This is a genomic window from Arthrobacter sp. Z4-13, from assembly GCF_054792705.1.
Genome location: NZ_CP096459.1, coordinates 508,188 through 533,331, shown reverse-complemented (window position 1 = coordinate 533,331; position 25,144 = coordinate 508,188). Strand labels below are relative to the sequence as shown.

Sequence of the window (25,144 nt, the reverse complement as noted above, 5' to 3'; positions counted from 1 at the left end):
GCCAAGCCCTCAATCAGCTGCTGCTGGCCAGCGGTTCCGGCGCAGCAGCAGCGGCAGCGCCGTCGTGCTTTTGAAGATCGGGTCCGGCCGGAAGCGCGGCCGGCACCATAAACACCGGGAGCAGCAGCTGGACAAGGGGACCAATAGCGAGGGCGTAAACAACGGTGCCCGCTCCCACCGAGCCGCCCAGGAACCAGCCGACGGCCAGGACCACCACTTCAATCAGGGTGCGGGACAACCTGACGGACCAGCCGGTGCGCCTTGCCAGCCCGGTCATCAATCCATCACGGGCGCCGGGGCCAAACCGGGCGCCGATATAGCAGGCGGAGGCAACGCCGTTCAGCAGCACGGCGCCCACCAGCATGCCGATCTGACCGCCAAGGTGGGAGAAGGGCGGGATGAGGGCAAGGCCGATGTCCGCGAAGACGCCCACCAGCACGGCGTTGCACAGAGTGCCGAACCCCGGCCGCTGCCGCAGCGGAATCCAGAGAAGCAGCACCAGGAAACTCACGATGATGACCACCACGCCAATGCTGAAGCCGGTCCTGCCGGCCAGGCCCTGGTGAAAGACATCCCACGGGTCCAGGCCAAGTCCGGCCCGGATAAACAGGGCGAGGGAAATGCCGTACATGGCGAGGCCAAGGAAGAGCTGGAGGAGTCTGCGGGTCAACATGGGGACAACTCTCGCAGGAAACTGGCCTTGAATTCCATAGCCAGTTTGGAATACTGGCCTGATGACTTCCCTCGGTGCACCTTCCCTTGCCCGACTCCTTGGCACGTGGAATGTCGGCGCGTCGCCCGCCTACCGGGAGCTGGCCGACGTCGTACGCCTCCTGGTCCTGGACGGCCGGGTGGCCCTGGACGCCGCCCTGCCCAGCGAGCGTGCCCTGTCCGAAAAGCTGGGCGTCAGCCGGACCACCGTCACGGCCGCCTACGGCATCCTGCGCGAGCAGGGATTCCTCACCAGCGGCCAAGGCAGCAGGAGCCGGACCCGGATTCCACGCATGACGCCGGCCGGCACCACCGCACTCACCGGCCCAGTGGCTGGCCCCGCGCCGGCAGGGCCGGACCTGGCGGCACCCGGGCTGGCGGCGCCGCCGGGACTGATCGACCTTGCTTACGCGTCCCTTCCCGCCAGCGGCGAGGTGGTGCACCGCGCGTTCGCGGCGGCCCTCACCGAACTCCCGGCCCTGCTCCCGGGATTCGGCTATGACGCCGTCGGCATGCTCCCCCTGCGTGAGGCAGTGGCAGCACGGTACACGGCAGCCGGGGCACCCACTACGGCGGACCAGATCCTGGTGACGTCCGGAGCCCAGCACGCGCTGAACATCATCCTCCGCGCTTTGGTGGGACGGCAGGATCGGGTCCTCGTGGAGCACCCGAGCTACCCGAACGCCCTTGATGCCATCCGCGCGGCGGGTTGCCGCGCCGTTCCGGTGGCGTTTACGTCCGGCCCCGGAGCCGTTACGGGTGCTGCCCGCGGCCGAGCCGCTTCAGTGTGGGATATGCAGGCACTGCAGACCGCGCTGATGCAGCAGCGGCCCAAACTCGCGTACGTGGTTCCGGACTTCCACAATCCCACCGGCCAGGTGATGCCGGACCTCCAGCGCCGCCATGTGGTCAGGGCGGCTGCGGCGGCCGGAACAACACTGGTAGTGGATGAGACCCTGCGCGAGCTGAACCTGGACGGCGTCCAGACGACTCCCGTAGCGGCCTTCAGTTCGGCCGTGGTAACCATCGGCTCGCTCAGCAAGTCCCACTGGGGCGGCCTTCGCACCGGATGGATCCGCGCCTCCGGGGACCTGATCCAGCGGTTCGCGGCGGCGCGGACGTCCCTGGACCTGGGCGGACCGGTCATGGAGCAGCTGGCGGCGGCACACCTGGTCCGGGCCTTGGATGAGCCCCTGCCGGCCCGTCTCACCGCGCTCCGGGACAGCCGGGCAGCCCTGCTGGATCTTCTGGCCGGACACCTGCCGGAGTGGGACACGGCATACCCCGCCGGCGGCCTGTCCGCCTGGTGCAGGCTGCCCGGCCCGATCAGCACTGCGTTGACGGTCATCGCCCCCGAGTTCGGGATCCGGCTGGCCGCAGGGCCGCGCTTCGGGATCGGTGGCGCCTTCGAGCGCTACCTCCGGGTACCTTTTACGTTGCCGCCCGAGAAGCTGGAGACAGCGGTGCTGGCCCTGCGGGCGGCGCAGGACCGGCTTGATGCCGCCCCGCAGCTTCGCCGGACGCTCAAGGACGCGCCGGCCGTTGCTATTGCCTGAGCGATGAGGTCCCCAGCAGCCGGGCCGGCTACGGCGCGGATGCCGCAGGCCGGGGGGACGTGCCCATCCGCTGCCTAGCCGTATTGGTGCCGGCCGCAACAGGGACATGGGCGGTGGCTTTGGCCAGCCCAAACAGGGGCATGCCGTTGTAGATGACCTCGATTCCGGCCGCAGGCACCTGGTAGGTCTCATGCCAGACGCCGACGTCGCCACTCCCGGCGGTTTCCTTCATGAAGCGGCGCCAGGGGTCAAGGTGCGGTGATTCCCGGTCCGCGGCGAACTTCCGCAGGTGTTCCGGGCTCTTCCAGTAGCTGAGCAGCATGGTGGTCCGCCCGAACCACTGCTCATATCCCAGCATTCCAGATGCCGGGTCCGCGGCCAGGTGCTGGAGCATCCGCGGCATGGCGGCAGCGACCTTTCCGACCGTCCCCGCCTTCCACCACCGGTTTGCCCGCATGCCGATCAGGAAGACGGTTACTGATTCCCTGCCGGGCTCAGCGGTGTACCGGCCAGAAAAAACGTTCTGCGCCATGAAAAGCTCCTTGGTCCTGGTTTCCGTAACGCTGTTTCATAACAGCGTTACGAAACAAGGTTATGAAACAATGGGTCCCATGGCAAGACCCGTGGTGCACGACGATTCCCTCCGGCAGCAACTGCTCAGCGCAACGGCCGAACTCGTGGACCGGGACGGGCCGGCCAGGGTGACGCTTCGTGATGTGGCATCGGCGGCCGGGACCTCCACCACCGCCGTCTACTCCCTGTTCGGCGGGAAGTCACAGCTCCTGACGGCGGTGGTGGATGACGGGTTCCGGTCCTTCGGCGATTCACAGGCCGCTGCTGCCCCAGGAGGGCTTCGGGGGCTTGGTGTCGCCTACAGGGTGTGGGCGCTGGAGCACCGTGCGCTGTACCGGCTGATGTTCGGCGGCGCGCTGGCGGCGTACGTGGACTGCCAGCCCAGCCCGGAGGTGGCGGCCGGTTCCATGGAACCGCTGATGAAAGCCGTTGCTGCCGCGCAATCCGAGGGCGCCCTGCTGCCCGCGCCGGTCGAAATGGTTGCTTACGCAATCTGGGGGCAGGTGCACGGCCTGGTCAGCCTGGAGCTGGCGCAGGTGGGACCTCCGGACGCGGACTGGGCCGCCGCCTACAGCTCAGCCCTCGACGCCCTCGCCCGCGGCTGGGCCGTCTGACCCAGCCGCGGGCGATTCCTTCGCATGAGCGCCGGCCCCGTAGAATTGTGCGGTGATGCAATCCCCCCTCCCCGTGCGCGACGGCGTAAACGCCACGCGCCTGCGCCTTCCCGGGGAGGGCCCGTGGGACACAGCGATGGACTACATGATGCACCGCTGGGGGCATATTGATCCGCAGGGCATCGAGGACAGGTTCGACGCCGGTGAGATCGTTGGTGAGGGCGGTGCGCCGCTGAGCCGCTCCACTCCACTGCAGGACCACACGTTCATCTGGTACTACCGGACGCTGCCGCCCGAGACCCGCATTCCCGTGGAGCTGGACATCCTGCACCAGGATGAGCACCTGCTGGTGGTGGACAAGCCGCACTTCCTGCCCACCACCCCGGGCGGGACCTACATCCAGGAATCCGCCCTGGTGCGCCTGCGGAACCACTTGGACCTGCCGGACCTGATTCCCATGCACCGGCTGGACCGCATGACGGCCGGCGTCCTGCTCTTCTCCACCAATCCGGACACCCGGGGCAAGTACCAGGTGCTTTTTGAGAAGCGCCAGGTGCAGAAGGACTACGAATGTGTGTCCGCCGCAGAGCCCGCCAACGGGTATCCCGCCGTCGAGTTTCCCGTGGTGGTGCGCAACCGCATGGCGAAGTCCCGCAGCTACCTGCTGGCCGAAGTGCTTGCAGGCGAGCCGAATACGGAAACCAGGATTGAACGGCTGGGAACGTTCGACGCCGGTTCTTCCGCCGCCGCTGTGGCATCCGGAAGTCCCCGGCGCAAGGCGCTGTACCGGCTCGAACCCCACACCGGGAAGACGCACCAGCTGCGGGTGCACATGGCGTCCCTGGGGCTGGGAATAGTTAACGACGCGTTCTACCCGGAGCTGCTGGACAAGGCTCCGGACGACTACACCAAGCCGCTGCAGCTCCTGGCCCGCGGCATCCGGTTCGTGGACCCCATCGCCGGGAAGCCGGTGGAGTACCGCAGCCGTCTGCAGCTCAGCGAGGCCGCCGTTTCCCCCCTTACCCGCTGACGGCTCAGAGTCCGCGCATCACCGCAGCGGAAGCGTGCAGCCACCCCTCACGGGTTTCCGGCTGCAGCGCCTGGTAGTTCAGCCGTGCGCCTGAGACAAGGGACCGGTCATAGGGAACGTCCAGGACCTCCCTCGTCAGGCTCGCGAAGTGGCTGCGCGTCCGGGCGTGCAGCTGGATGTCTGTCTGCCGGGAGGGTGCGGCCAGCAGGGTCACGGCGTTGCTGACCTTGGCCTGGAAGCCGCGTTCGCGCAGGCCGTCGACCAGCCACACGGCGCTGGCTACCGTGTCTTCCCGCAGGGTGGAGATGATGACCAGCTGGTCCGCCGCGGCCACGGCTGCTTCCCAGTTCGAGGACCGCATGTTGTTGCCGGTGTCCACCATAATGAGGCGGTAGAAACGGCGGAGCGCGGTATGCAGCCGGTCGAACTCGCGGCTGCCGATGGTTGCTGCCCCCGCCGCGTCCTCGTCCGAGGCGAGCACGTCGAACTGTGTGGAACCCTGGTAGCGCACGTACCGGTCAAGGTCCCCGATCCGTCCCAGGACGGGGTCCTCAAAGCGGTCCACCTCCTGAAGCAGGTCAACGGCCGTCCGGGGGTGCCCGGCCAGAGGAGCTCGCCAGCCGAGGGTGCCCCGGGTTTCGTTGTTGTCCCATGCCAGTGTGTAACCGCCCCGGTGGATGCCCAGTGTGGCGGCAAGGAGCAGGGTGGCGGTGGTTTTGTGGGCACCGCCCTTGGGATTGACCACCACCACCGTCCTGGGCCCGTCCAACCGGCGCTGCACGTCTTCAACCGCTTTCAGGTGGATGCGTTCACGGCGGCCAGGGGCAGGGTTGATGGAGCTGCCGGTAAGCCGGCGGAGCGCACCCTGCCAGCCTTCCTCGGCCAGCACCGACGCCGGCGTCGGCCGGTCGGCGAGGAAATCCTGAAGGGTGGGGACGCCGTCGTCGGCTGAAACCGCGGGCGGGACTGCGATGGCCATGGCGGGCTCTCCTTTCTGTGAAGGCACGGGTATCTGTAAGGGCACGGCTTCTTCTACCGGCCCGGCTTTCGCAAGGGGCCCTCGGCGCCGCGGCTTCGCCGCCGCACGCCCCGCTGCAGGTCCCCCCGCCGCACGCTCCGCTGCTGGTCCTCCCATGCGCCTGCCGAGGCGCAGCAGAAGGACCAGGAGTCCCGAGAGCAGGCGGTACAGCAGGATGCCCAGTCCGATGAGAGGCAGGGACAACATAAGGATGGAGAACATTGAAAGCACGGCAGCGGCGGCATCACCGGCGGTGATGGCATTGCCGGCGAGGGCAGCGTGCTGCCTGATGGCTGTGACGGTCTGCTGAATGATCATGGGCAGGTTCAGCAGCATCCAGCCGAGCGCCAGGAACAGGAGCGGCACCACAACGACAACCCAGGCGGTCACGATGCGCCGGGCGAACGGGCGGAGCTCGGCAACCCGCGGATCCATCGGACGGCCCGGTAACAGGCTCAGCAGCACCGGGCGGATCCGGTTGAAGAGGTCCGGCACCCCGGCAATATCGGCAAGCACAAAGTAGCCGTCGAAGCGAAGTGTGGGCACCAGTTGCTGGATCATCTCAAAGTGCATCAGCGCCGCTGCCAGCAGGAAAAACCCCTGCCCGGTCAGCAGATAGGCCCCGCCCAGTCCGATCAGGCAGAGACAGTTGAAGTACAGCCCGCCCAGGTCCGTGCGGATCCTGCCCGCCCGGCCGAGGCGGTAGGAGTCGGTGACGTCGGTAAAGAAGGCAGGAAAAACCACGTACACGCCGACGCCGATCCTTCCGGGTGTGGCACCCCCGTACCGGCACGCCGCTGCGTGGCCCATCTCGTGGATCACGGCCCCGGCTGTCAGCAGAGCGGCGACTCCCAGGAGCAGCGCCGGAGTGAGCAGGACCTGCTGCAGGGAAGCCATCAGGTCACCCCGGGCCAGCAACAGGACATCGACGATGACCAGGACAACCAGGACGGTGGCGACCACCGGTCCCCAATAGAGGGGCGCGAGGACCCCCGCCACGGCGTTGACAGCATGTCCCGGGAGGAGTGTTCCGCGCAGCCGCAGCGCCAGCAACGGGTTGGCCGTCGGTAAGGGACTGGATCCCGGCGGTGGGCCGGCGTCGTAGTCCCCAGCTTCTACAACCAGGCCCATCGGCGCCAGCCTGCTGTCCACAAGGTGGAGGAGTCCGCCAACACCGAGCTCGCGCCCGTACGCCTCGCTGACTTCCTGCGCTACTTCATCGGCGGACTTTTCGGGCGAAAGGGAGCGCATCACCACATGGAGCAGCTCCGAAAGCTGGACGATCTGCCCGTCCCCGCGCTGCAGTAAATAGCTGCTGTTCTTCAGCCCCGAGCCTTCCACCTGCCCGAGGAATACAACGCCGGGCGATGGAAGCCAGCGCCGCAGCACGGCCGAATCAGGTGCAGTTGCCACTTCCCCCCCCGATTGGTTGAGCGAGTAGGACAGTGGGCATACCCCGGAATGAGGCATGCCCACCGCTCTGGAAACCGATGAACCTACTGTTGCAGTACCAGAATGTCCTGCAACGCTGCCGAGTTCGCAATGGAACCGATCGAGGCCGCATTAACGGCCATCGACAGGTTCACGGCGATCACGGGAGAGACGTTGATGTTGAAGTAGAGCGTTTCCTTCGTCGGAAGCAGTTCCACAACCTCAGCGTCAAGATCCATCGGTGTTAGCGCGGTAAGTGCCGTCATGGCACCTCACCTCTCTCCCCCGGGCATTCCCCGGTCCGGACATGGAAATGACGGACTGAGCTAGTGCTGGACGACAGCGATATTCTGGACTGCAGCGCTGTATGCGTTGGAGAACAATGAGCCGGCGTTCAATGCCACGGACGTGTTGTGCGCATAGACGCTTGCCAAACTAATGCTGTCGCCTCCGAAGTACAGGGTCTCCCGCGAAGGCAGCAACTCCACCTGCTGGCCTTCCAGTTCCTGAATGGTGAGTTCCTTCATCATGTCAATCACCCCCTCTCGACGTCTCTCGATCAGTCAACGCGGAAGCCCGTGGCGGTCCCGTTACGGCAGCATCATTTTTTTGTTATCCAGTAACGCCGCTGTGACAGTCTTGACTTGGGTGCCGAATATTCTGTGCCTAGGATGGTCAAACCGGGGAGTAATAAGCCTCGAATACCGGAAAATGCGGCAGTAAATTGCAGACAACGAAAGCAGGCGCCTCTTTTATGGCGGAAATCGAAGGCACGATGGTAATCCGGGCGTGGATTGAACCCGCCCACGACCACCCACTGCGGGCGCGCCTGATCTCCAACCGTCCGGGCCAGGACACGGAATCCGTGGAGACAGCAGCCGACACGGACGCGGTCCTGCTTGCTGTCCGACGCTGGCTCGACCTCCTGCAGGCGCCGGAGAGTACTCCCAGCGCGTGACCGTCCCGCTTCCGCTAAAGCCGATTTAATAGCTTCGGCGGCCTACAATCCCGACCAGCATTTGGACAGGGTTCCCGGTATGCAGGCTCCTAAAGCGTCCGTTACTAAAATGACTTGACATGCTTCGGCTGGGTGCCACCATGGTACTCGGGGGATCGGTGTTATCCGGTCTTTTGAGAGGGATTAGCATGACCGTGACTCTCGGGCAGGAGTGGCACTTAAGTCTGCTGGGGGCCTGGCGGTTACGCCATGGCAGTACCGCCGTGACCGTGGCCAGCCGGGAGCAGCGGCTCCTCGCATGCCTGGGATTATTCGGGTGCCGCCACCGAAGTTTCCTGGCCGGGCTCCTGTGGCCAAAAAGCAGTGAACCGCAGGCTGCGGGAAACCTGCGAACTACCGTCTGGTGCATCTCCCACACCTTTCCGCACCTGCTGAGTACAGGGGCTGACACGCTGGAGCTCGACGAATTCGTCCGCGTGGACGCCAGGGCGTTGCAGCAGCAGGTTGCCACGATACGGACGCAGCCGCACGCCAACATCCCCGACACCTACGTGGAGAGCCTCGGCCGGGCAGACCTGCTCCCCGGCTGGTACGACGACTGGGTCATCTTTGAGCAGGAGCGGATCCGGCAGTTACGCCTGGGCGCCCTGGAGTTCCTCGCCCGGCAGCATCTGGCTGCAGGTGAACCCGCGAAGGCGGTTGATGCCGCTTTGGCTGCGGCAGGCATCGAACCCCTGAGGGAATCGGCCCATCTGCTGCTGGTCCAGGCCCACCTTGGCGCCGGAAACAGGGCCGCGGCTGTCCGTGCCTACACGATGTTTGCAGACCGGCTCTACGACGAGCTCGGTGTCCCGCCTTCGGACCAGCTCAGCGACCTCGTGTCCGACTTCGTTCGGCGCTGAATCCCACAGGCAGCGGGTCCTGACCTGCCGGCAACTCCAAGGCAAACCCACGGTTCCACCCACCCGAATCTGCGGTACGTTGTGGCAATGGACAACGGCTACGCTGACAGCTGGGGGACGGCCATCTATTTCTGGATCATCCCCATCGTGCTCGGCGACGCCATCTTTCCGCCCGTCCCGTCCGAGATGGTGGTGATCACCGGCGGGGCGCTTTCCGCTGATGGCCGGGCCAACGTGTTCCTGGTGCTGGCCCTGTCCGCCCTGGCCTCCTGGATCGGCGATGTGGTGGTGTTCCAACTGTTCAGGCGGCGCCTGAGCCACGTCCTGGACCGCTGGACGTGGGGCCGGCGCGTGCACTCCGGAATCCACAGAGCGATCGCCAAGGCGGGCCGCTCGTCCACCTACGGAACCATTATCGGAGCCAGGTTCATTCCTGGCGGACGGCTGGCCACATCCGCCACTGCCGGGATCGCCAACGTCTCGGTCCACGGCTTCAGCCTGTGCGCGGGGCTCGGCGCGATGCTCTGGGCCTGCTGGCTGGTGGGCCTTGGCTACTTCACCGGCTCGGCAACCGGGCTGCCCTTCTGGGCCAGCTCGCTGATCGGCGTGGGGCTGGGACTCGTGATCGGCGTCGTCGTGGGCATCATGGTGACGCGGCGCCGCGGCGACAGCTCTCCCGTTGAGGAACCGGAGCCCCCGCTGGCCTAACCCTTCCTAGACAGGTGCCCAGCGGCCCCGGTTGCGCCGCAGCACCATCAGCGGGCCGGTCAGCGCAACACGTTCGACGGCGTCGCGCATCATGGCCGCCGACTCCAGTGCCTGCCGGTTCTCGCCGTTATATTCCGTCGCCTCGACGAGGAAACGGAGGTTCAACTGCGGTACCCCGCCCGCAATCTGCAACTGGTTCGACTCCACATGGTGACGGGTCTCCAAGGCTTCGACGGCGGCAGCCATCACTGCTTCCGGCGGATTGCCGGGCTTAAGGCCGGTGATCTTCAGGCGCGTTTGGAACGAAGGCATGTCCCCAACCCTACCCAGACGCTCTCTCACCTTTGCCGGAAACCGCGATCGCTCCCCCATTGGGTGCGAGAGCGATCGGGAATTACCGGCGGGACGTGAGAGAGCGTTCGGGGTTACCCGGTGTTGCGCAGGCCGGCGGCCACGCCGTTGACGGTGATCAGCATGGCGCGCTGCAGCCGTTCGTCGATCTCTGCCCCGCTGATGCCGTCTTCTTTCTCAGCGGCCGCGGCAGCTTCCGCCCGCACGCGGCGGAGGAGCTCCACCTGCAGGTAGCTGATGGGGTCCAGGTACTGGTCGCGGATCTCCAGGGAACGCTTGAGCGTGGGCTGGGCGTCCAGGAGGAGGTTCTCGCCCGTCAGGTTCTGGACCTCGGCCACGGTGAGCTCGTACTCCTCGCGGATGGCCCGGAAGATGTGGTGCAGTTCGTCCGGGACAAGCGTTGACACGTAGTATCCGGCGATGTCCAGGTCGGTTTTGGCGAGTGTCATCTCCACGTTGGACAGCACGGACCGGAAGAAGTGCCAGTTGTCCCACATCTCCACCAGCTGCGCGGAGTTCCCTGCCTCACGGGCGGCCTTGAGGCCAGAACCGACGCCGAACCAGCCCGGGACGATCTGCCGGGACTGCGTCCAGCCGAACACCCACGGGATGGCGCGCAGGCCGCCGAGTCCGGCGCCGGAGTCCGGGCGCTTGGACGGGCGGGAGCCGATGTTCAGGGAGCCCAGCTGTTCCACGGGTGTGGCGGCCAGGAAGTAGGCTGGCAGGTCAGGGTCCTCGATCAGGTTCCGGTACTGCTCAAAAGCGGCGTCGGAAATGGTTTCCATCACGTGCCCGTACCGTTCCCGCTGGTCCGCCGAGGTGCGCGGGTCGCGGTGCAGGGCTGAACCCTGCAGCACGGCGGCCAGGGAAAGCTCGAGGTTTTCCCGGGCCAGCTCTGGCAGCGAGTACTTGTCCGAGATGACCTCGCCCTGCTCGGTGAACTTGATTTCGCCTTCCAGGACACCGTTGGGCTGGGCCAGGATGGCATCGTAGGTGGGCCCGCCGCCGCGGCCCACGGAGCCCCCGCGGCCGTGGAACAGGCGCACGCGCACACCATGCTTGGCGGCCACGTCCCGCAGCTTGCGCTGGGTTTTGTGGATTTCCCACTGGCTGGTCATCACGCCGGATTCCTTGTTGGAGTCCGAGTACCCCAGCATGATTTCCTGGACATCCCCGCGGAGGCGCACCAGTTCGCGGTAGGAGGGATCGGAAAGCAACTGGTCCACGATTTGCGCCGAGGCACGGAGCTCCTCCACTGTTTCGAGAAGCGGCGCGAACCCGATCTTGGCGTAGGGCTTCTCGCCGAAGAGGTTCACCAGGCCGGCCTCACGCGCCAGGACGGCGGCGGCGAGCACGTCGTCGGCACCGCGGGTCATGGAGATGATGTAGGTCTCAATGACATCGGGGCCGTACATGCGCAGGGCGCGCCGGATCTCCCGGAAGACGTCGTACGTGCCGTCAGCGGCGCCGTCGAGCTTGATCGGGTGGCCGGACAGCGGGCGGCGTGAGGCAAGCTCGGAACCCAGTACCTCAAAGCGTTCCCTGCGGCTCAGTTCGGCGTACCGCAGCCCCGGCCCGCCGATCCGGTCCATCAGCTGGCCCACGGCGTCGTGGTGGTGGTCGGCGTGTTCACGGATGTCCAGGGTGGCCAGGTGCAGGCCGAAAGAGGCGACGGCACGCCGGACCCGGGCAAGGGCGCCGTCGGCCGCCAGCGACGCCGAGTGGTTGCGAAGCGAGAGTTCCAGCAGTTCGAGGTCTGCCAGGAGTTCGTCGGTTCCGCTGTAATCCCGGCCATGCTCATGGTTGGAGTTTGCCGCCACCCGCTTGCCGGTGTTGATCAGCTTGGCTTTAATGCAGGTCAGCTTGAGCCGGTAGGGCTCCTGGGCGTTGAGCTCCAGGACCCGCCGGTCCAGCCCCGGCAGCTTCTTCAGGTCGGCGTCGATGGAATCCAGCAGTACCTGATCCGCGCCGGCGAGCGCAGTGGAATTGGAGAGGATGGAGATCAATTCATCCATCATGCCGATGCTGATCCGGACCGCGTGCTGGTTCTGGATCTGCAGGATCTCCCGGGTTACGGCCGCGGTGACATTGGGGTTGCCGTCGCGGTCGCCGCCGATCCAGGAACCGAAGCGGATGGGGGCGTCCTGGGCTGCGAGGCTGACACCGTGTTCACCCAGCAGTTCTGACAGTTCAGTCAGCATTTCAGGCATGGCGTCGGTGAGGATGCCACCCAGGTAGTAGATGGCGTTCCGGGCTTCATCCACTGGTGTGGGCCGGACCTGGCGGAGTTCGTCGGTCTGCCACATCTGGTCGATGATCTCGGCGAGCTGCCGGTCCTGGCGGCGGCGCGCCGTGGTGCCCTCGGTGGTGGGCTGGGCCAGCACGTCGGAGAGCTTACGGATCTTGTCCAACACGGAGCGGCGCGAGGCCTCGGTGGGGTGGGCGGTGAAAATGGGCCGGACATCGAGCCCGTTAACTACTTCCTGCAGCACGCCGGGACCGGCCTGTTCAGCGATCTCGGTGACCGTTTTTGCGAGCCAGCCGTCCTTTTCCGCCCGCGTCCGCAGGCCACGCACCCGGTGGACCTGTTCGGCCGCGTTGGCGAGATGGAAGTAGAAGGCGAAGGCGCGGACCAGGTCGGTGGCCTGCTCGATGGGCAGGGAGCCGAGGAGTTCGCGGACCTGGGCGACGACGTCGTGCGCGCTCCACGGGCCGGTGGCATCCGCACCCCCCCGGGCGGCTTCCTTTGACTCCTTGGTGAGGAGTCGGACCTGCTCCACCAGGTCCAGGAGCTCGGGCCCGTGCTGGCGGACCAGGGATTCACCCAGGAGGGTGGAGACGCGGCGGACGTCTGCCCTCAATTCGGAGGCAAGATCTGTTTCGGGATGTGCTGCAGTGTGAGCCATGGAAGCTATCTTTCGAGGGTTTCGGACTTGGCTCGTACACTGCGCTGGATACTGTGAGCCACGTTACTAGCTAAAGATGCTACCCGCAGTCCGGCACCTCGGGGGAATCCGTCTCAGATAATGTCAGCTCCGGGACGATAGCCGACATGCTGCTTCACGCTCTCGAGCTCCGCCCGCAGCAGTGCAAGCTCCTCTCTGGAGGCAGCAAATTCAGCCTTCCGGCGTTTGGTTTCCCAAGCGTTGCCGATAAGGACGCACAGCCCGGCCGGAACGGCGGCGGCAAGGGCCCAGCCTGCCGCAACAAAGAAGTCCAGCGCCACCGGAAAGGCGGCACGGAAGTCCACAAACTCGTTGACGACGTCGGCCACACCGCTAAGCGTCCCGTCCAGCGGTTCCAGGAACTGCCCTACCATGGGCGTTTCCGAGAGCGACGGCGGATCGAGCCTGGCTTCCTTGTCACCGCCCCAGCGGCCTTCGCCCAGATGGTTGAGGACGTAGATGCCGGCGGCCAGGCTCGCGGCAATGAATACGTGGACGCCGGCGAACAGGGCCAGGTCCGGACGCCGAAACCGCCGCAACATCAGCACCACCGCCGCGAAAGCCAGTGCCACGATCCAGGTCAGGTATTTGAGCCAGTCGCTGCTGACTCCCGCAAGTATGTCCACGGCGTCCAATTAACAGTGCGGACCACGTTGTTGTGCAAATCTGCCCTGGGCTCTGCTCCGGAATGCAGGAGGGTTCGTTGCAGTTGTACCGGGGCAGGACCTACGAAAGGAACCATGGCTGCCACCACAGACGCACGGCTGGAGCGCTGGCAGCGCTTCCGCGCCAACCGCAACAAAGCCCTCTCCACCCGCCACGGCTGGCTGACCCTCACCTCCTTCCAGTGGCTGGAGGACTCCCCCGCCGCCGTCGAGCTGGCGCCCGGGCTGTGGTCAACGGACGGTACGACGGCGACGCTCACCGCAGTGCCGGATGACGGTTTGTCCTTGGTGGAGTCGGGCGAAGCGGTCAACGGGACCGTCTTCGCCGCGCTCGCCGATGAGGAGTCGCTGATGTGGGTCCAGTTCGGCGGGGACGGAACGGAGGTTGTGGTTGAGCTGGCCGTGCGCGGAGGCAGGTACGCCATCCGCACCCGGGACGCGGGCTCGCCCGTTTTCACCGAATTCGACGGGGTCCCCACGTACCCGTATGACCCCCTCTGGGAAGTGACAGGCAAATTCGAACCATACCCCGAGCCCGTGGACGTGCCCATCGCCACGGCCAACCCGCTGGTGGACGGCATCCACCGCACGGTGGGCGACGTTGTGTTCCGCCTTCCCGGCAGCGGGCACGAGTTCCGGCTGCAGGCAGAGGAGGAAAAGCTCGGCGCCTTGACCGTGACGTTCCACGATGAAACGAACGGTGACACTACCGATGACTGGCGAAAACTCGCCCTGCCCCGGCCCCGGCCGGACGCGTCCGTGGTCCTCGATTTCAACCGCGCCATCAACTACCCCAGCGCATTTACCCCCTTCGGCACCTGTCCCATGCCCGTAAAGAACAACTCACTGGACGTGCGTGTTGAGGCGGGCGAGATGCAGCCGTATCCCGCCGGGGACTAAACGATGGCCGAGACGCCCGTGACGGCACGGCCCACAATCAGGGTGTTGATCTCGAACGATCCTTCATAGGTGTAGATGGCCTCCGCGTCCGCGAATATCTTCGCCATCCGGTAGTCGGTCACGATGCCGTTTCCGCCCAGGATCGAGCGCCCCAGCGCAACCGTCTCCCGCATCCGGGCGCTGAGGTAGGACTTGGCCAGGGCCACCTGCGGCATGTCAGCGGCGCCTTCGTCCTGCAGCCTGGCGAGCCCCACCATCATGCCCATGCTCGCCACGGCGTTGCCGAGCATTGTCACGAGCTGTTGTTGGACCAGCTGGAACTGCGCCAGGGGCCGTCCGAACTGGCGGCGTTCGACGGCGTACTGCCGGGCGACGTCGAACGCCGCCAGCTGCTGGCCCACGGCCTGCCAGGCAACCATGATGCGCGAACCGCGCAGGAGCTCGTTGGTGTCCTCGAAGCTGTTGATGGCAGCGAAGCGGTCAGCTTCCGTCACCTGGACGTTTTCGAAGACGATGTCAGCGTTCTGGACGGTCCGCAGGGCTATCTTGTTTTCGATCCGCGACCGGCTGACCCCCGGCAGGGTGGCGTCCACGATGAAGCCCCGCACTGACCGGTCCGCCTCGTCCCGGGCCCACACCAGCATGTAGTCGCAGAACGTCCCGTTGCCGATCCACCGCTTTGCCCCGTTCAACACCCAGGTGTCCACGCCGTCGTCGGGCTTTCCCGTGGCCGAAGAGATCCTCCGGGCGCGGGTCTCCATGCCGCCGGCGACGTCCGAGCCGTGATTTGGTTCAGTCAGCGCGAAGGCGCCGGTGATGCGCAGATTCGAGGCGTCCTCCAGCAGCCGCTGCCTTTGGTCTGCGGTGCCGAAGGCGTACAGGGACTCGACAAAAAGGTCGTGATGGACCAGGAAGAAGGTGGCGATCGAGGTGTCCACCCGCGTCATCTCGGCAATTACCAGGCCGGCGAACAGATGGCTGTAGCCGCGCTGCGCCGGGGTGCTGAGCTGCAGGGCGGCCAGTTTAGGCAGGATGTGCGCCGGGAACTCAGCGTTATTCCACCAGTCCCCCGCGTAGGGGGCGATCTCCGCTGCCAGGAACTCCCGCAGCTCGGCCAGCTTCTCCCGTTCGGCCGGGTTGAGCAGCGATTCGACGGCGAAGAAGTCCGCTGAGGGCAAGCCGGACGTAGTTTCAGCGGCTGGATGGGCGGCGCCTATCATTTCGGTCCCATCCGGATGGCGCCGTCGAGCCGGATGGTCTCACCGTTCAGCATGGCATTGTCTACGATGTGCGCCACCAGGCCGGCGTATTCGTCGGGCTTGCCCAGCCGGGAGGGGTGCGGCACCTGGGCACCCAGGGAATCCTGGGCTTCCTGCGGCAGCCCCGCCATCATCGGTGTTTCGAAGATCCCCGGAGCTATGGTGACCACCCGCACCAGCGAGCGCGCGAGCTCCCGTGCGATGGGCAGGGTCATGGCTGCGACAGCACCTTTGGAAGCAGCGTAGGCGGGCTGGCCGATCTGCCCCTCAAAGGCGGCCACGGAGGCAGTGTTGATGATGACGCCCCGTTCGGGTCCGCCCAGCTCTGTGATGACCGGCCCGGTGGTCACCATTGCCGCTGCTGCCAGGCGAAGCACATTGAAGGTGCCTACCAGGTTTACCTGGATGACCCGGTTGAAGGCCTCCAGCGGAAGCACGCCCTCCCGGCCCAGCACTTTTCCGGGGGTGGCGATGCCGGCGCAATTGACCACGATGCGCAGCGGCCCGAGTGCCGTGGCGGCGTCGACGGCGGCCTGGACGTCGGCTTCGCTGGTTACGTCAGCGGGCATAAAGACAGCGGACTGTTCCGGGGTTCCGGCCGGACTGCCGTCCCGGCGGTTGCCGCCGCCGCTGTTCAAAGTCGCCCTGTTCAGTTCCTCCGCGAGAGCTGCACCTGGCGAGGACGGAAGGTCAACAAGCACTACTGTTGCCCCGTCGTCGAACAGCCTGCGGGCCGTGGCGGCCCCCAGGCCCGAGGCGCCTCCGGTAACCAGCGCAACGCTGCCAGTGACGTCCATACATCCTCCTTGATGCGTGACTGCTCCAGCAGGAAAGCCCGAAGCATTAGTTAGTGCATGTTAACTGAAATTGCGGCCAACCCGCACTAACCGGTCCGCCCCGCCGGCCCTCCGCCTGCACGCCGCTGCCCCCGGCTAGGGTGGAAGCCATGACTTCCGCGGATGCTTCTTCTCCCGTTGACTGGCAGGAAAGGGCCAATGTGGCCGCCCGTTCCGTGACCGCACTTTTCGGCAGGAAGCTGTTCTTCCTGCCCGGCACGCACCTCGGGCTGGTGACGTGGCCGGCCCCTGCCTGGCGGAACTGGCTGAAGGGGATACTGCTCCAGCCCTGGCACTACTGGTGGCAGGCACACTACGTTGACTGCCTGGTGGATGCGGGCCGGCGGGAACTGGGGAACGGCGCCATCGCGGCATCACCATTCGACGGCCCCGGCAAAGCCAGCGCGGGGCGGCTGGCCTCCCGGCTGGTGACGGGAATGTGGCTGCGCAACGCCTTTACCTTCGTCAACAACTACTACGACGACATGGCCTGGCTCGCCCTCGCCGTCCTTCGGCTCGACAAGCTGGCAGAAGAGACAGGCAAGCCGGGGCGGCGGCGCAATGCACGCGTCCGCACGTCACTCACCCCGCAGTTCGACGCAGCCTGCACCGCAGACCTGGGCGGGGGCGCCTTTTGGAGCAAAAAAAGGGACTTCAAGAACACACCCGCCACGGCACCCATTGCCCTCTTCTATGCCCGCACCGGCCACCGCGCAAAGGCGCAGTCGCTGCTGGACTGGCTGGACGCCACCCTCTTCGAACCGGGCCAGGGCCTGTACCTCGACGGCGCCCGGCTCAGCCCGGAAGGGAACGTGGTGATCGACAAGGCGGTCTACACCTACAACCAGGGCCCGGTCCTGGGCGCGCTGCTTGAGCTGGGCGGGGAAGCGAATCTTGCCAGGGCGGCTGCATTGGTGGAGGGGGTAGACCGGCTGCTGACGGTTCCGGTACAAAGCACCTCGGCGGCCCTGGACACCACAGGCGCTCCGCGGCTGGTCCTGCGCTGCGAGGGAACGGGCGACGGCGGCCTGTTCACCGGGATTTTGTGCCGTTACCTTGGCCTCGCCGCAGCTGATGCCAGGCTTTCAGAGCGGACCCGTGCTACCGCGGCCCGGCTGGTGCTGGACACTGCAGGGGCGTTGTGGGAGGGGAAGCGGCCTGCCGGCCCCAGCGACGGACCAGTCCGCGAGGGGCAGCCCGGCAGGCCCATCTTCTCGATGCACGCGGCCGTTCCGGCTGACGCCACCTACCCGCCTGGAACCGTCGTCGAACTCTCCACGCAACTGCAGGCCTGGATGGCTATCGAGGCCGCCGCTTCGATCACCATGGCCGACCCGTTACTGTGACACCCCCGGTGGGCGCTTTTTCTGCGGGTAGGGTGACTCCCCGCGGGCCAGCATCTCCACAAACCCGGCGATCTTCCGCTCCCGGGTGGCGGCCTGCTTCACCGAGTTGGTCCGGTAGATCAGGGCGAACCGGTTGGTCCTGGTGAGGACGTCGAACATTGCCTGCGCGGCCGGATCCGCGGCTATTGCCGCTGCCAGGTCGGCCGGGACTTCGGCTGTGGCCTGCCCCTCATAGGCTTTGTCCCAGCGGCCGTCTTCCTTGGCTGAGTTCACCGCCGCCCACCCGGCGTCGGCCATCCGGCCCTCGGACTCCAACCGCTCCACGTAGGTGACGTTCCTTGCCGACCACGGGCTTTTGGGTCCCCGGGGCGTCATCCGCTGGAAGGAACTTTCACCGTCCCGGCGCCTGGCCTGGCCGTCGATCCAGCCGAAGCACAGGGCCTCGTCGAGCGCGGCCGCATAGTCCAGTTCGGTGACCTGTCCGCCCTTTTTGTGCAGGACAAGCCATACACCGGGGCTGGTTTTATGGTTTTCCTCCAGCCAACTGCGCCAGGCGGAAGCGTCGGGCACCAGCAGTTCCTCGAGTTCGATGGCCATGCGCCTATTCTGCTCCTGCAGCGCGCATGCACAACCTCTATCCCCCTCGGGCCCGGCCCGTGGCATCATAAGCCTCATCGCACCGTTACCGAGATGAAGGACAAGCCCATGCTCCGCGTCCGCCCCCTGCACTACACGTCCAAAATCGATTCCTGGGAGCGGCTGCTGACCGCCCTGGGCCTGGTCCTGACCGAGGGTGACGGCGGGTTCCGCGTCTACGACTCCGGAGCCGGCCGGCTTGCCCTGCATGATGTTCCGGAAGGGGCGGCGGAGGACGGTACCACGGCGCTGGCAGTGGAGGTCGGCGACCTGGCAGAATTTGCCCGCCGCACCAACCTCGCCGCCCAGGATGACGGAAGCGCGCCCGCCGAAGTGGTGACAGCCGGGCACGGCGAAGCCTGCAGGATCACGGCGCCGGACGGCTTCAGCTTCCTCGCAGACAAAGCCGCCCCCGGCACCGAAGACACCGGTGCTGATCCGGCGCTGGCCGTCGTCGGCGTCTGGTTCACGGGAGACACCGACGCCGCCGCCCGCACCCTGCGGCACATCGGCGCCCGGCCGCGGCCCGTGCCGGACAACGACGAGACCGCGGACTTCACCGCCAAGAACGGCGGGGTCCTGGTGGTGCGGCCGGCATCCGGTCAGGCGCGGTCCGGCTTGGGTTTTGAGTACGACGGCGGCCTGGAACCGCTGCGGGACCGCCTCGCCTCGGCAGGGCTGGACGTGAGCCTCACCGAGGAGGCATTCGGAAGCACCCTTCACGTCGCCAACCCGGATGCGACCGGCGCCGACGCGCCGTCCGTGCCCGCGACAGTCTGGATCTCCGCGCAGCGTCCCATGGGGTAGAACTTAACCATGAACGTGCGCACCCCTGACCCGAATCCCGGCTGGCTCTCCGAAGAAGACCTCTTTGAGGCGCGCGGGCGGCTGCCCATGGTTTACGTCGAGGCCGTGCCCGTCCGGCTGGACCCGCTGGGCTTCGTCAATGAAGTGGGAACCCTTCTCCAGGCTGACGAGGACGGCACCATGGTCCGGTCCCTCGTTTCCGGCCGAGTCATTTACCGGGAAACGATTCGCGCGGCCCTCCTCCGGCACATGGAAAAGGACCTCGGCCCGCTGGCGTTCCCGCAACTGCCCATCAGCCCGGTCCCCTTCACCGTGGCGGAGTACTTCCCCGCCCCGTCCCAGACCGGCTTCACCGATGAGCGCCAACACGCCGTCTCGCTGGCCTATGTGATCCCCGTGACCGGCGAATGCGAGCCGCGCCAGGACGCCCTTGAACTCACCTGGATGACCCCCCAGGAAGTGCTCAGTCCCGGCGTTCAGGTGGAGTTCACCGGCGGGCGCGGCGGCCTCATCCGCCAGGCCCTGGCCTTCGCGGGCGTGGGATTCTGACACCCTCCGCCGCACCCGGCGTCCCCGACTTCCGGCACCCTCCTTTGTAGACTGTAGGGCGGACCGCAAGAGAACTTAAGGACTCCCATGACCGAAACACCAGCCGCCCGGCACCATCGTGAACAGCAGGCTGGATCCCTGACCACCGGCAGCCACATCCTCCTGCCCGACGGTGAACGGACGGCGGAGATCCACCAGGTGGAGCTGGAACCGGACGATTTCGGTGCCCCCGCGCTGGTACTCGCCAGCCTTGCCGGCGGCGGCACGCTGCGCATCGCCGTGGGCACCACCGTGACGGTAACTGCCGGAGACTCCGACGCCGTGGCGCAGCTTCCGCTGCCGGCCGAGCCTTCCCGGGAGGCCGGACAGGAGCAGCCCGGCGAAACTCCCCTGGCGGCACCAGCGGCTCCCGCCGTCGTCGTGCCTCCCCTGCCCCCGGTTCCGCCGGCCGCAAGCGGCCCCAGCGAGGAGGAATTCGCCTTGATTCCGGCTCCGCAAGGCACACCGGAATCGGTGGTGGAAGCCGCAGCGGAAGCCCACCCGGACGCGATGGGAGTGCTGCTGCTCGCCGACCGGCTGGCGAAGGGCGTGAACTTCAAGTCGGGCAGCTGCCTCAAGGACCTCAGCGATCTCGCGCACGAACTCTTCATCACCCTCAAAGACGCCGACAGCTCCCTGGCGATCGCGGACCTGCTGAACGTCCTGCCCTATGACGGGAATCCCGGCCGGTGGACCTCGGTTGAGGCGTCCCTGGCGCTGTCCAGCTACATCTGCCGGCAGGACGGCCAAAAGGAGCGCGCAGAGGTCTACGAACGGCTGATCCGCACGCCGGAAAACCAGGAGACCGATCCGTTCAAGGCGAGGATGGCCGCCAAGGTCCGGCAGCGTTCGCTCAACGAGCCCAACCTGTACGACAAGGAAATTTTCCGGTCCATCGACAACTCCAACCACGATGCCGAGCGGGAATGGCGCCTTTTACGGCTCGAATCCCTGCTGTTCCTCCGCGCCCACGGAGGCTCGGAAACCATCGGGCCCGGCGAACTTGAACGCCGCATCAGCAATGAACTTGAGGCGGTCCGCGCCTGACTTCGGAAGTGAAGAGATTACCCCTACCCGGCGCCCGGCCGGAGTTGTACATTCGGGGCTATGACTAACAATCTGAGCGCGGTGATCAATGCTGACGCGCCGCAGGTATGGACAATGCTGCGCGAACCGTCCAAAGTCGCCCAATGGCACGGTTGGCAAGCCGAGGACCTGGACGCCGAGATCAAGGAAATCTACTTCTCCACGGATGTGGAGGAAGCGCCGGACCACACCAGCCTGACAGTCCACGGCGGGGACATCTTCGAGCTGAGGCCCGTTCCGCAAGGGACCCTGGTGAGCGTGACCCGGGCTGCCGTGGACCACAACTCCGAATGGGCAACCTGGGACGAGGACATCACCCAGGGCTGGCTTACGTTCCTGCAGCAGCTTCGCTTCGCACTGGAACGCCATCCGCACGGCAAGCGCCATACGCTGTTCCTGCAAATACCGGGCGGGCCGGGCTCCGCAATCGACAAACTCGGTCTGGCCGGGCTCCCGTCGCGTGGTGAGGACTACCAGCTGACCCTGGCCACCGGCGAGGAAATTTCCGGGAAGGTCTGGTACCGGACCAACCATCAGGTGGGGCTGACGGTCCACAGCTACGCGGACCACGGTGACGGCCTCCTGGTCATCGCCGATCAGGTCGCCATAGACGACGTCCGGCCCGACGGCGGGTCAATGGTGATCGCCTCGACGTACGGCCTCGGTGCCGGCAGGCTCGATTCGATCCGCACGTCCTGGGACTCGTGGCGGGCTGAGAACTACCCCACATCCGAACCCGTGAGCTGAGGGACCTGCGCGATTGCTGGCACACTGGTACGGTGCCAGCCAACCCTGCTTCCCCGCCTTCCCCTTCCGCCGCCGCGGTTGACCCCGGTTCCCCGTCCCCTGTTGAGGCGGCACGTGATGCGGGGGCGCGGCAGTCCGAGTTCGGGTTCCGGGTGGGCACCCGCCTCGCCGAGACCTGTCCGCCGTCGGCTGCCCAGGTGGCATCCAACGGCGGTCAGTTCCTGGGACGCACCGGCACCATCTCCACGCCCCATGGTGAGATCCAGACGCCGGCGTTTATCGCCGTCGGGACCAAAGCCACGGTGAAGGCCGTGCTGCCCGAGTCTATGGCGGACCTCGGAGCCCAGGCTCTGCTGGCCAACGCCTACCACCTGTACCTGCAGCCGGGCGCCGACATCCTGGACGAGGCAGGCGGGCTTGGGGCGTTTATGAACTGGTCCGGCCCCACCTTCACCGACTCCGGGGGGTTCCAGGTGATGAGCCTGGGGTCCGGCTTCAAGAAGGTCATCGACATGAAATCCGTGGACGCTTCCGGGCCGGATGACGCCGTTGCCCCCGGCAAGGAACGCCTCGCCCACATCGACGACGACGGCGTCTGGTTCAAATCGCATCTGAACGGCGACAAGCACCGCTTCTCCCCGGAAATCTCCATGCAGGTCCAGCACCAGATCGGTGCGGACATCATGTTCGCCTTCGACGAGCTGACCACTTTGCAAAACTCGCGCGGCTACCAGGAGGAATCGCTGGAGCGCACCCGCCTGTGGGCGCTGCGCTGCATCGAGGAGCACTTCCGCCTCACCTCGTCCCGCGTGGGCAAGCCGTACCAGGCCCTGTTCGGTGTAATCCAGGGCGCGCAGTACGAGGATCTGCGCCGGAAGGCGTGCCGCGATCTGGGCGCCATGCCGTTCGACGGGTTCGGCATCGGCGGGGCGCTGGAGAAGGAAAACCTGGGAACGATTGTGCGCTGGTGCAACGAGGAACTGCCGGAGGACAAACCGCGCCACCTGCTGGGCATTTCCGAGCCGGACGACATCTTCACTGCCATCGAGAACGGCGCCGACACCTTCGACTGCGTCTCCCCCACCCGGGTGGCCCGGAACTCCGCGTTCTACACGCCCCAGGGCCGGTTCAACCTGTCCGGCGCCAAGTACAAGCGCGACTTCGGCCCGCTCCAGGACGGCTGTGACTGCTACACCTGCACCCATTACTCACGGGCGTACATCCATCACCTGTTCAAGGGCAAGGAAATGCTGTCCGCCACCCTCATCTCCATTCACAACGAACGCTTCGTGGTGAAGATGGTGGACGACGCCCGGCTGGCCATCGAGTCCGGCACCTTCTTCGACTTCAAGGCCGAGACCCTGGGGCAGTACTACTCCTGACCGCTTCGGCGAGCCCCGCCGTCGGAATCGCCGTGACGGTGCCGGGACGCCGCTTCGACGGTTCCCTGCGCCCTCGACGTTCCGCATCACCGTGTGCGCAGGGAACCGTCGAAACGGTCTTGTCCACATGGCGTTGTCCGGCCTTGGGCAGCTGAGGCCGGCCCGGCCAGGGTGGAACCATGACCACACTTGCCGAGCTTCCTCCCACGGCGAATCTCTGGCGGACTGACGAACTCCTGGAACGAGGGCTGAACTCACGGGCCATCGCGGCACTGGTTCGGGAAGGGGCCCTGCTCCGGGTGCGGCGTGGTTGCTATGCGCGCGGCGCCTGGTGGACCGGATTGAAAACGGCCGGACGCCGTCGCCAACTCATTCACGCGCACGCGCACGGAACCAGAACGACGTCGGCAGGCGGCTTTGTTTACAGCCACACCTCGGGTGCCAGCTTGCGGCGGCTTCACCTGTGGGACGTCGATGACCTGGTGCATTTGACGCAATCGGGCCGCCCGTCCAAGATGTCACACGGGCGTGGGGTAGTTGCCCACACGAGGGGTATTGTCAGCCGGGACATTTCCTTCGTGGATGGCTTGCCGTGCACGTCGTTGGAGCGCACAGTGGTGGACTGCTGCCTTATGTTCAATCTCCGACAATCCGTAATTTTGGTGGATCACGCTGCCAGGCTGGGCGCTGACCTTCAACTCCTGCGGGGTCACTGCGCCGCCTTGGCCGGCCGCAACGGAGTCGTGGCACTCCGCCGGGCCCTTGAACTTGCCGACCCACGTTCCGAGTCAGCTGGCGAGAGCCTCACCCGGGAGCTGCTCGTCAGGCTCAAAATCGAACGCCCCATACCGCAGTTCGAAGTTCACACGCCACTCGGTCGGCACCGGCTGGACTTCGCCTGGCCGGACCGCAAGGTTGCCCTGGAATTTGACGGCAAGTCAAAGTACTTCGAGTACCGCCCCACCAATGAGGTCCTGTTCGAGGAACGCCGACGCGAGAAAGCATTGATGGAGGACGGCTGGACCTTTATCCGCATCGAGTGGAAGGACCTTTTCAACGAGGCCGAATTTAAGTACCGGGTGCTGCGGGCGCTGGCCCATGGCGCGGAGCGCGGCTGAACAGCGCCGTTTCGACGGTTCCCGGCGGGCGCGACGATCGCGAACGTCGAGTGCGCAGGGAACCGTCGAATCGGGCGGGGAGACGGCCGGCGCGGAGGCTCAGGCCGCGGGCGCGGGAACGACGCCGTAGCTCGGCTCGCGCTTCTTGATCCAGCCGATGACCAGCGACGTGACGGGCACGAAGATGAACTCCACCAGGGTCTTGTAAACGAAGCCCACCACCACGTAGTTCACAAAGGTTCCGAAGTCGGTGATGCCGATGACGGACGCCGCGATGCTGCAGAAGATGAGGGTGTCCACGAACTCGCCGGCACCTGAAGAACCCATAAGGCGGGCCCACAGGGACTTCTCACCAGAGCGGGCCTTCATCCTTACGAGGATCCACGAATTGATGGTCTGCCCTGCGAGGAACGCAAGCAGCGAAGCCAGCACAATCTGCGGTACCGGGCCCAACGCGCCTTCCAGGGCGGCCTGCTTTGACGTTCCAAACTCGTCGTCAAAGCCGGGCAGGGCAATGATCACCCAGTAACAGAGGGAGGCGAAGACGGACAGCGCGAACGTGGTGAAAATGGCCTTGCGTGCCACCCTAAAGCCGTAGACCTCGCTGATGACGTCGCCCAGGATGTACGCCAGCGGGAACAGGAAGAAGCCGCCGTCCGTGATGATTGGCCCGATGGCTACGCCCTTGGAGGCACCAATGTTGGACAGGATCAGCACCACCGCCATGGACGCCAGCATGATCCCGAAGTAGGGGGATCCGATCGAGGCGAACTTGGCCGCACTGCTTGGCGGAGTTGTTTCGGGCAGGGCGTTTTGGCCTGAAGCTGGCGGCATGGGGAGTCCGTTCATAGTGGTTCGCTCGGCCTCCGGGGTGCATACCGGCCGCCGGCTGTATTAGCACTGTCCGCCCAATCTTCCCATCGAACGCTGTTCAGGCACACAAAGCGGGCGGGCGACGCCGGATGGCAGGATAGTGC

The 25,144-nt window shown here is 66.1% G+C and carries 26 protein-coding genes; 14 read left to right on the top strand and 12 right to left on the bottom strand.

Translation table 11 applies throughout. From position 1 onward, the window contains the following. Positions 1-13 precede the first annotated feature (13 nt). Complete coding sequence (yczE, locus tag M1E07_RS04420) at positions 14-673, bottom strand: membrane protein YczE (RefSeq protein ID WP_461189069.1); 660 nt, start codon at positions 671-673, stop codon at positions 14-16. Between the two features lie 61 nt (positions 674-734). Here yczE and yczR point away from each other — a divergent pair, with 61 nt between their 5' ends. Continuing rightward, positions 735-2,267, top strand: a complete 1,533-nt coding sequence (gene yczR / locus M1E07_RS04415) for a MocR-like transcription factor YczR (protein WP_461189068.1) — start codon at positions 735-737, stop codon at positions 2,265-2,267. Between the two features lie 28 nt (positions 2,268-2,295). Here the strand turns inward: yczR and M1E07_RS04410 are convergent, their stop codons facing one another. Beyond that, on the bottom strand, positions 2,296-2,799 hold the full coding sequence (locus tag M1E07_RS04410) for a DUF4188 domain-containing protein (protein ID WP_461189067.1): 504 nt from the start codon (positions 2,797-2,799) through the stop codon (positions 2,296-2,298). A gap of 79 nt (positions 2,800-2,878) precedes the next feature. Between M1E07_RS04410 and M1E07_RS04405 the strand changes: the two genes are divergently transcribed. Together M1E07_RS04405 and M1E07_RS04400 are read left to right on the top strand one after the other, a co-directional pair. Beyond that, positions 2,879-3,454: a TetR/AcrR family transcriptional regulator gene (locus M1E07_RS04405; RefSeq protein ID WP_461189066.1), complete on the top strand. Its 576-nt coding sequence runs from the start codon at positions 2,879-2,881 to the stop codon at positions 3,452-3,454. Positions 3,455-3,509: 55 nt separating this feature from the next. Continuing rightward, positions 3,510-4,484, top strand: a complete 975-nt coding sequence (locus M1E07_RS04400; protein WP_461190325.1) for an RluA family pseudouridine synthase — start codon at positions 3,510-3,512, stop codon at positions 4,482-4,484. Positions 4,485-4,488: 4 nt separating this feature from the next. Here M1E07_RS04400 and M1E07_RS04395 read toward each other — a convergent pair whose 3' ends face one another. The 3 genes from M1E07_RS04395 to M1E07_RS04385 form a co-directional block, all read right to left on the bottom strand. Further along, the gene (locus M1E07_RS04395; protein WP_461189065.1) at positions 4,489-6,915 is read right to left on the bottom strand and encodes a MinD/ParA family ATP-binding protein; all 2,427 of its coding nucleotides are present in this window, start codon (positions 6,913-6,915) and stop codon (positions 4,489-4,491) included. An 83-nt stretch (positions 6,916-6,998) separates the two neighbouring features. After that, positions 6,999-7,199: a hypothetical protein gene (locus M1E07_RS04390; RefSeq protein ID WP_461189064.1), complete on the bottom strand. Its 201-nt coding sequence runs from the start codon at positions 7,197-7,199 to the stop codon at positions 6,999-7,001. Positions 7,200-7,259: 60 nt separating this feature from the next. After that, complete coding sequence (locus M1E07_RS04385) at positions 7,260-7,463, bottom strand: hypothetical protein (protein WP_461189063.1); 204 nt, start codon at positions 7,461-7,463, stop codon at positions 7,260-7,262. A 224-nt stretch (positions 7,464-7,687) separates the two neighbouring features. Here M1E07_RS04385 and M1E07_RS04380 point away from each other — a divergent pair, with 224 nt between their 5' ends. The 3 genes from M1E07_RS04380 to M1E07_RS04370 all read left to right on the top strand — a co-directional run bounded on the left by M1E07_RS04380 (position 7,688) and on the right by M1E07_RS04370 (position 9,501). Next, positions 7,688-7,891: a hypothetical protein gene (locus M1E07_RS04380; RefSeq protein ID WP_461189062.1), complete on the top strand. Its 204-nt coding sequence runs from the start codon at positions 7,688-7,690 to the stop codon at positions 7,889-7,891. A 188-nt stretch (positions 7,892-8,079) separates the two neighbouring features. Beyond that, positions 8,080-8,793, top strand: a complete 714-nt coding sequence (locus M1E07_RS04375) for an AfsR/SARP family transcriptional regulator (RefSeq protein WP_461189061.1) — start codon at positions 8,080-8,082, stop codon at positions 8,791-8,793. An 87-nt stretch (positions 8,794-8,880) separates the two neighbouring features. Then, positions 8,881-9,501 (top strand): DedA family protein, encoded by a 621-nt coding sequence (locus M1E07_RS04370; protein WP_461189060.1) that lies wholly within the window; start codon positions 8,881-8,883, stop codon positions 9,499-9,501. A gap of 6 nt (positions 9,502-9,507) precedes the next feature. On the opposite strand, the gene M1E07_RS04365 is transcribed toward M1E07_RS04370, so the two are convergent. From M1E07_RS04365 to M1E07_RS04355, 3 genes are all read right to left on the bottom strand, one after another. Beyond that, on the bottom strand, positions 9,508-9,813 hold the full coding sequence (locus tag M1E07_RS04365) for a hypothetical protein (protein WP_461189059.1): 306 nt from the start codon (positions 9,811-9,813) through the stop codon (positions 9,508-9,510). 113 nt (positions 9,814-9,926) lie between these two features. Next, positions 9,927-12,758 carry a phosphoenolpyruvate carboxylase gene (ppc, locus tag M1E07_RS04360; protein ID WP_461189058.1) on the bottom strand — a complete coding sequence of 944 codons (2,832 nt, stop codon included), beginning with the start codon at positions 12,756-12,758 and terminating at the stop codon, positions 9,927-9,929. A gap of 113 nt (positions 12,759-12,871) precedes the next feature. Further along, positions 12,872-13,423, bottom strand: a complete 552-nt coding sequence (locus M1E07_RS04355; protein WP_461189057.1) for a hypothetical protein — start codon at positions 13,421-13,423, stop codon at positions 12,872-12,874. A gap of 114 nt (positions 13,424-13,537) precedes the next feature. Here M1E07_RS04355 and M1E07_RS04350 point away from each other — a divergent pair, with 114 nt between their 5' ends. Continuing rightward, complete coding sequence (locus tag M1E07_RS04350; RefSeq protein ID WP_461189056.1) at positions 13,538-14,362, top strand: DUF1684 domain-containing protein; 825 nt, start codon at positions 13,538-13,540, stop codon at positions 14,360-14,362. On the opposite strand, the gene M1E07_RS04345 is transcribed toward M1E07_RS04350, so the two are convergent. Next, positions 14,359-15,582 (bottom strand): acyl-CoA dehydrogenase family protein, encoded by a 1,224-nt coding sequence (locus tag M1E07_RS04345; RefSeq protein WP_461189055.1) that lies wholly within the window; start codon positions 15,580-15,582, stop codon positions 14,359-14,361. The two genes, M1E07_RS04350 and M1E07_RS04345, sit on opposite strands and share 4 nt — an antisense overlap. Further along, positions 15,579-16,418 (bottom strand): SDR family NAD(P)-dependent oxidoreductase, encoded by an 840-nt coding sequence (locus M1E07_RS04340; RefSeq protein WP_461189054.1) that lies wholly within the window; start codon positions 16,416-16,418, stop codon positions 15,579-15,581. The genes M1E07_RS04345 and M1E07_RS04340 overlap by 4 nt, the downstream gene beginning before the upstream one ends. Positions 16,419-16,567: 149 nt before the next feature. Here M1E07_RS04340 and M1E07_RS04335 point away from each other — a divergent pair, with 149 nt between their 5' ends. Next, positions 16,568-17,803, top strand: a complete 1,236-nt coding sequence (locus M1E07_RS04335) for a glycoside hydrolase family 76 protein (RefSeq protein ID WP_461189053.1) — start codon at positions 16,568-16,570, stop codon at positions 17,801-17,803. Here M1E07_RS04335 and M1E07_RS04330 read toward each other — a convergent pair. Beyond that, the gene (locus M1E07_RS04330) at positions 17,795-18,400 is read right to left on the bottom strand and encodes a YdeI/OmpD-associated family protein (RefSeq protein WP_461189052.1); all 606 of its coding nucleotides are present in this window, start codon (positions 18,398-18,400) and stop codon (positions 17,795-17,797) included. The genes M1E07_RS04335 and M1E07_RS04330 overlap by 9 nt on opposite strands. 108 nt (positions 18,401-18,508) lie before the next feature. On the opposite strand from M1E07_RS04330, the gene M1E07_RS04325 reads away from it, so the two are divergent. From M1E07_RS04325 to M1E07_RS04300, 6 genes are all read left to right on the top strand, one after another. Beyond that, the gene (locus tag M1E07_RS04325) at positions 18,509-19,246 is read left to right on the top strand and encodes a VOC family protein (RefSeq protein ID WP_461190324.1); all 738 of its coding nucleotides are present in this window, start codon (positions 18,509-18,511) and stop codon (positions 19,244-19,246) included. Positions 19,247-19,255: 9 nt separating this feature from the next. Then, positions 19,256-19,795 carry an NUDIX hydrolase family protein gene (locus tag M1E07_RS04320; protein WP_461189051.1) on the top strand — a complete coding sequence of 180 codons (540 nt, stop codon included), beginning with the start codon at positions 19,256-19,258 and terminating at the stop codon, positions 19,793-19,795. 87 nt (positions 19,796-19,882) lie between these two features. Next, entirely contained in the window at positions 19,883-20,881 is a 999-nt protein-coding gene (locus tag M1E07_RS04315; RefSeq protein ID WP_461189050.1) for a DUF6707 family protein, read from the top strand. 60 nt (positions 20,882-20,941) lie between these two features. Next, a complete protein-coding gene (locus M1E07_RS04310; RefSeq protein WP_461189049.1) occupies positions 20,942-21,667 on the top strand; it encodes an SRPBCC family protein in 726 nt (241 codons plus the stop codon). 32 nt (positions 21,668-21,699) lie between these two features. Next, positions 21,700-23,049 (top strand): tRNA guanosine(34) transglycosylase Tgt, encoded by a 1,350-nt coding sequence (gene tgt / locus M1E07_RS04305; RefSeq protein ID WP_461189048.1) that lies wholly within the window; start codon positions 21,700-21,702, stop codon positions 23,047-23,049. 179 nt (positions 23,050-23,228) lie between these two features. Then, the gene (locus M1E07_RS04300; RefSeq protein WP_461189047.1) at positions 23,229-24,167 is read left to right on the top strand and encodes a type IV toxin-antitoxin system AbiEi family antitoxin domain-containing protein; all 939 of its coding nucleotides are present in this window, start codon (positions 23,229-23,231) and stop codon (positions 24,165-24,167) included. Positions 24,168-24,266: 99 nt separating this feature from the next. On the opposite strand, the gene M1E07_RS04295 is transcribed toward M1E07_RS04300, so the two are convergent. Next, on the bottom strand, positions 24,267-25,001 hold the full coding sequence (locus tag M1E07_RS04295) for a queuosine precursor transporter (RefSeq protein WP_461189046.1): 735 nt from the start codon (positions 24,999-25,001) through the stop codon (positions 24,267-24,269). Positions 25,002-25,144: the final 143 nt, after the last annotated feature.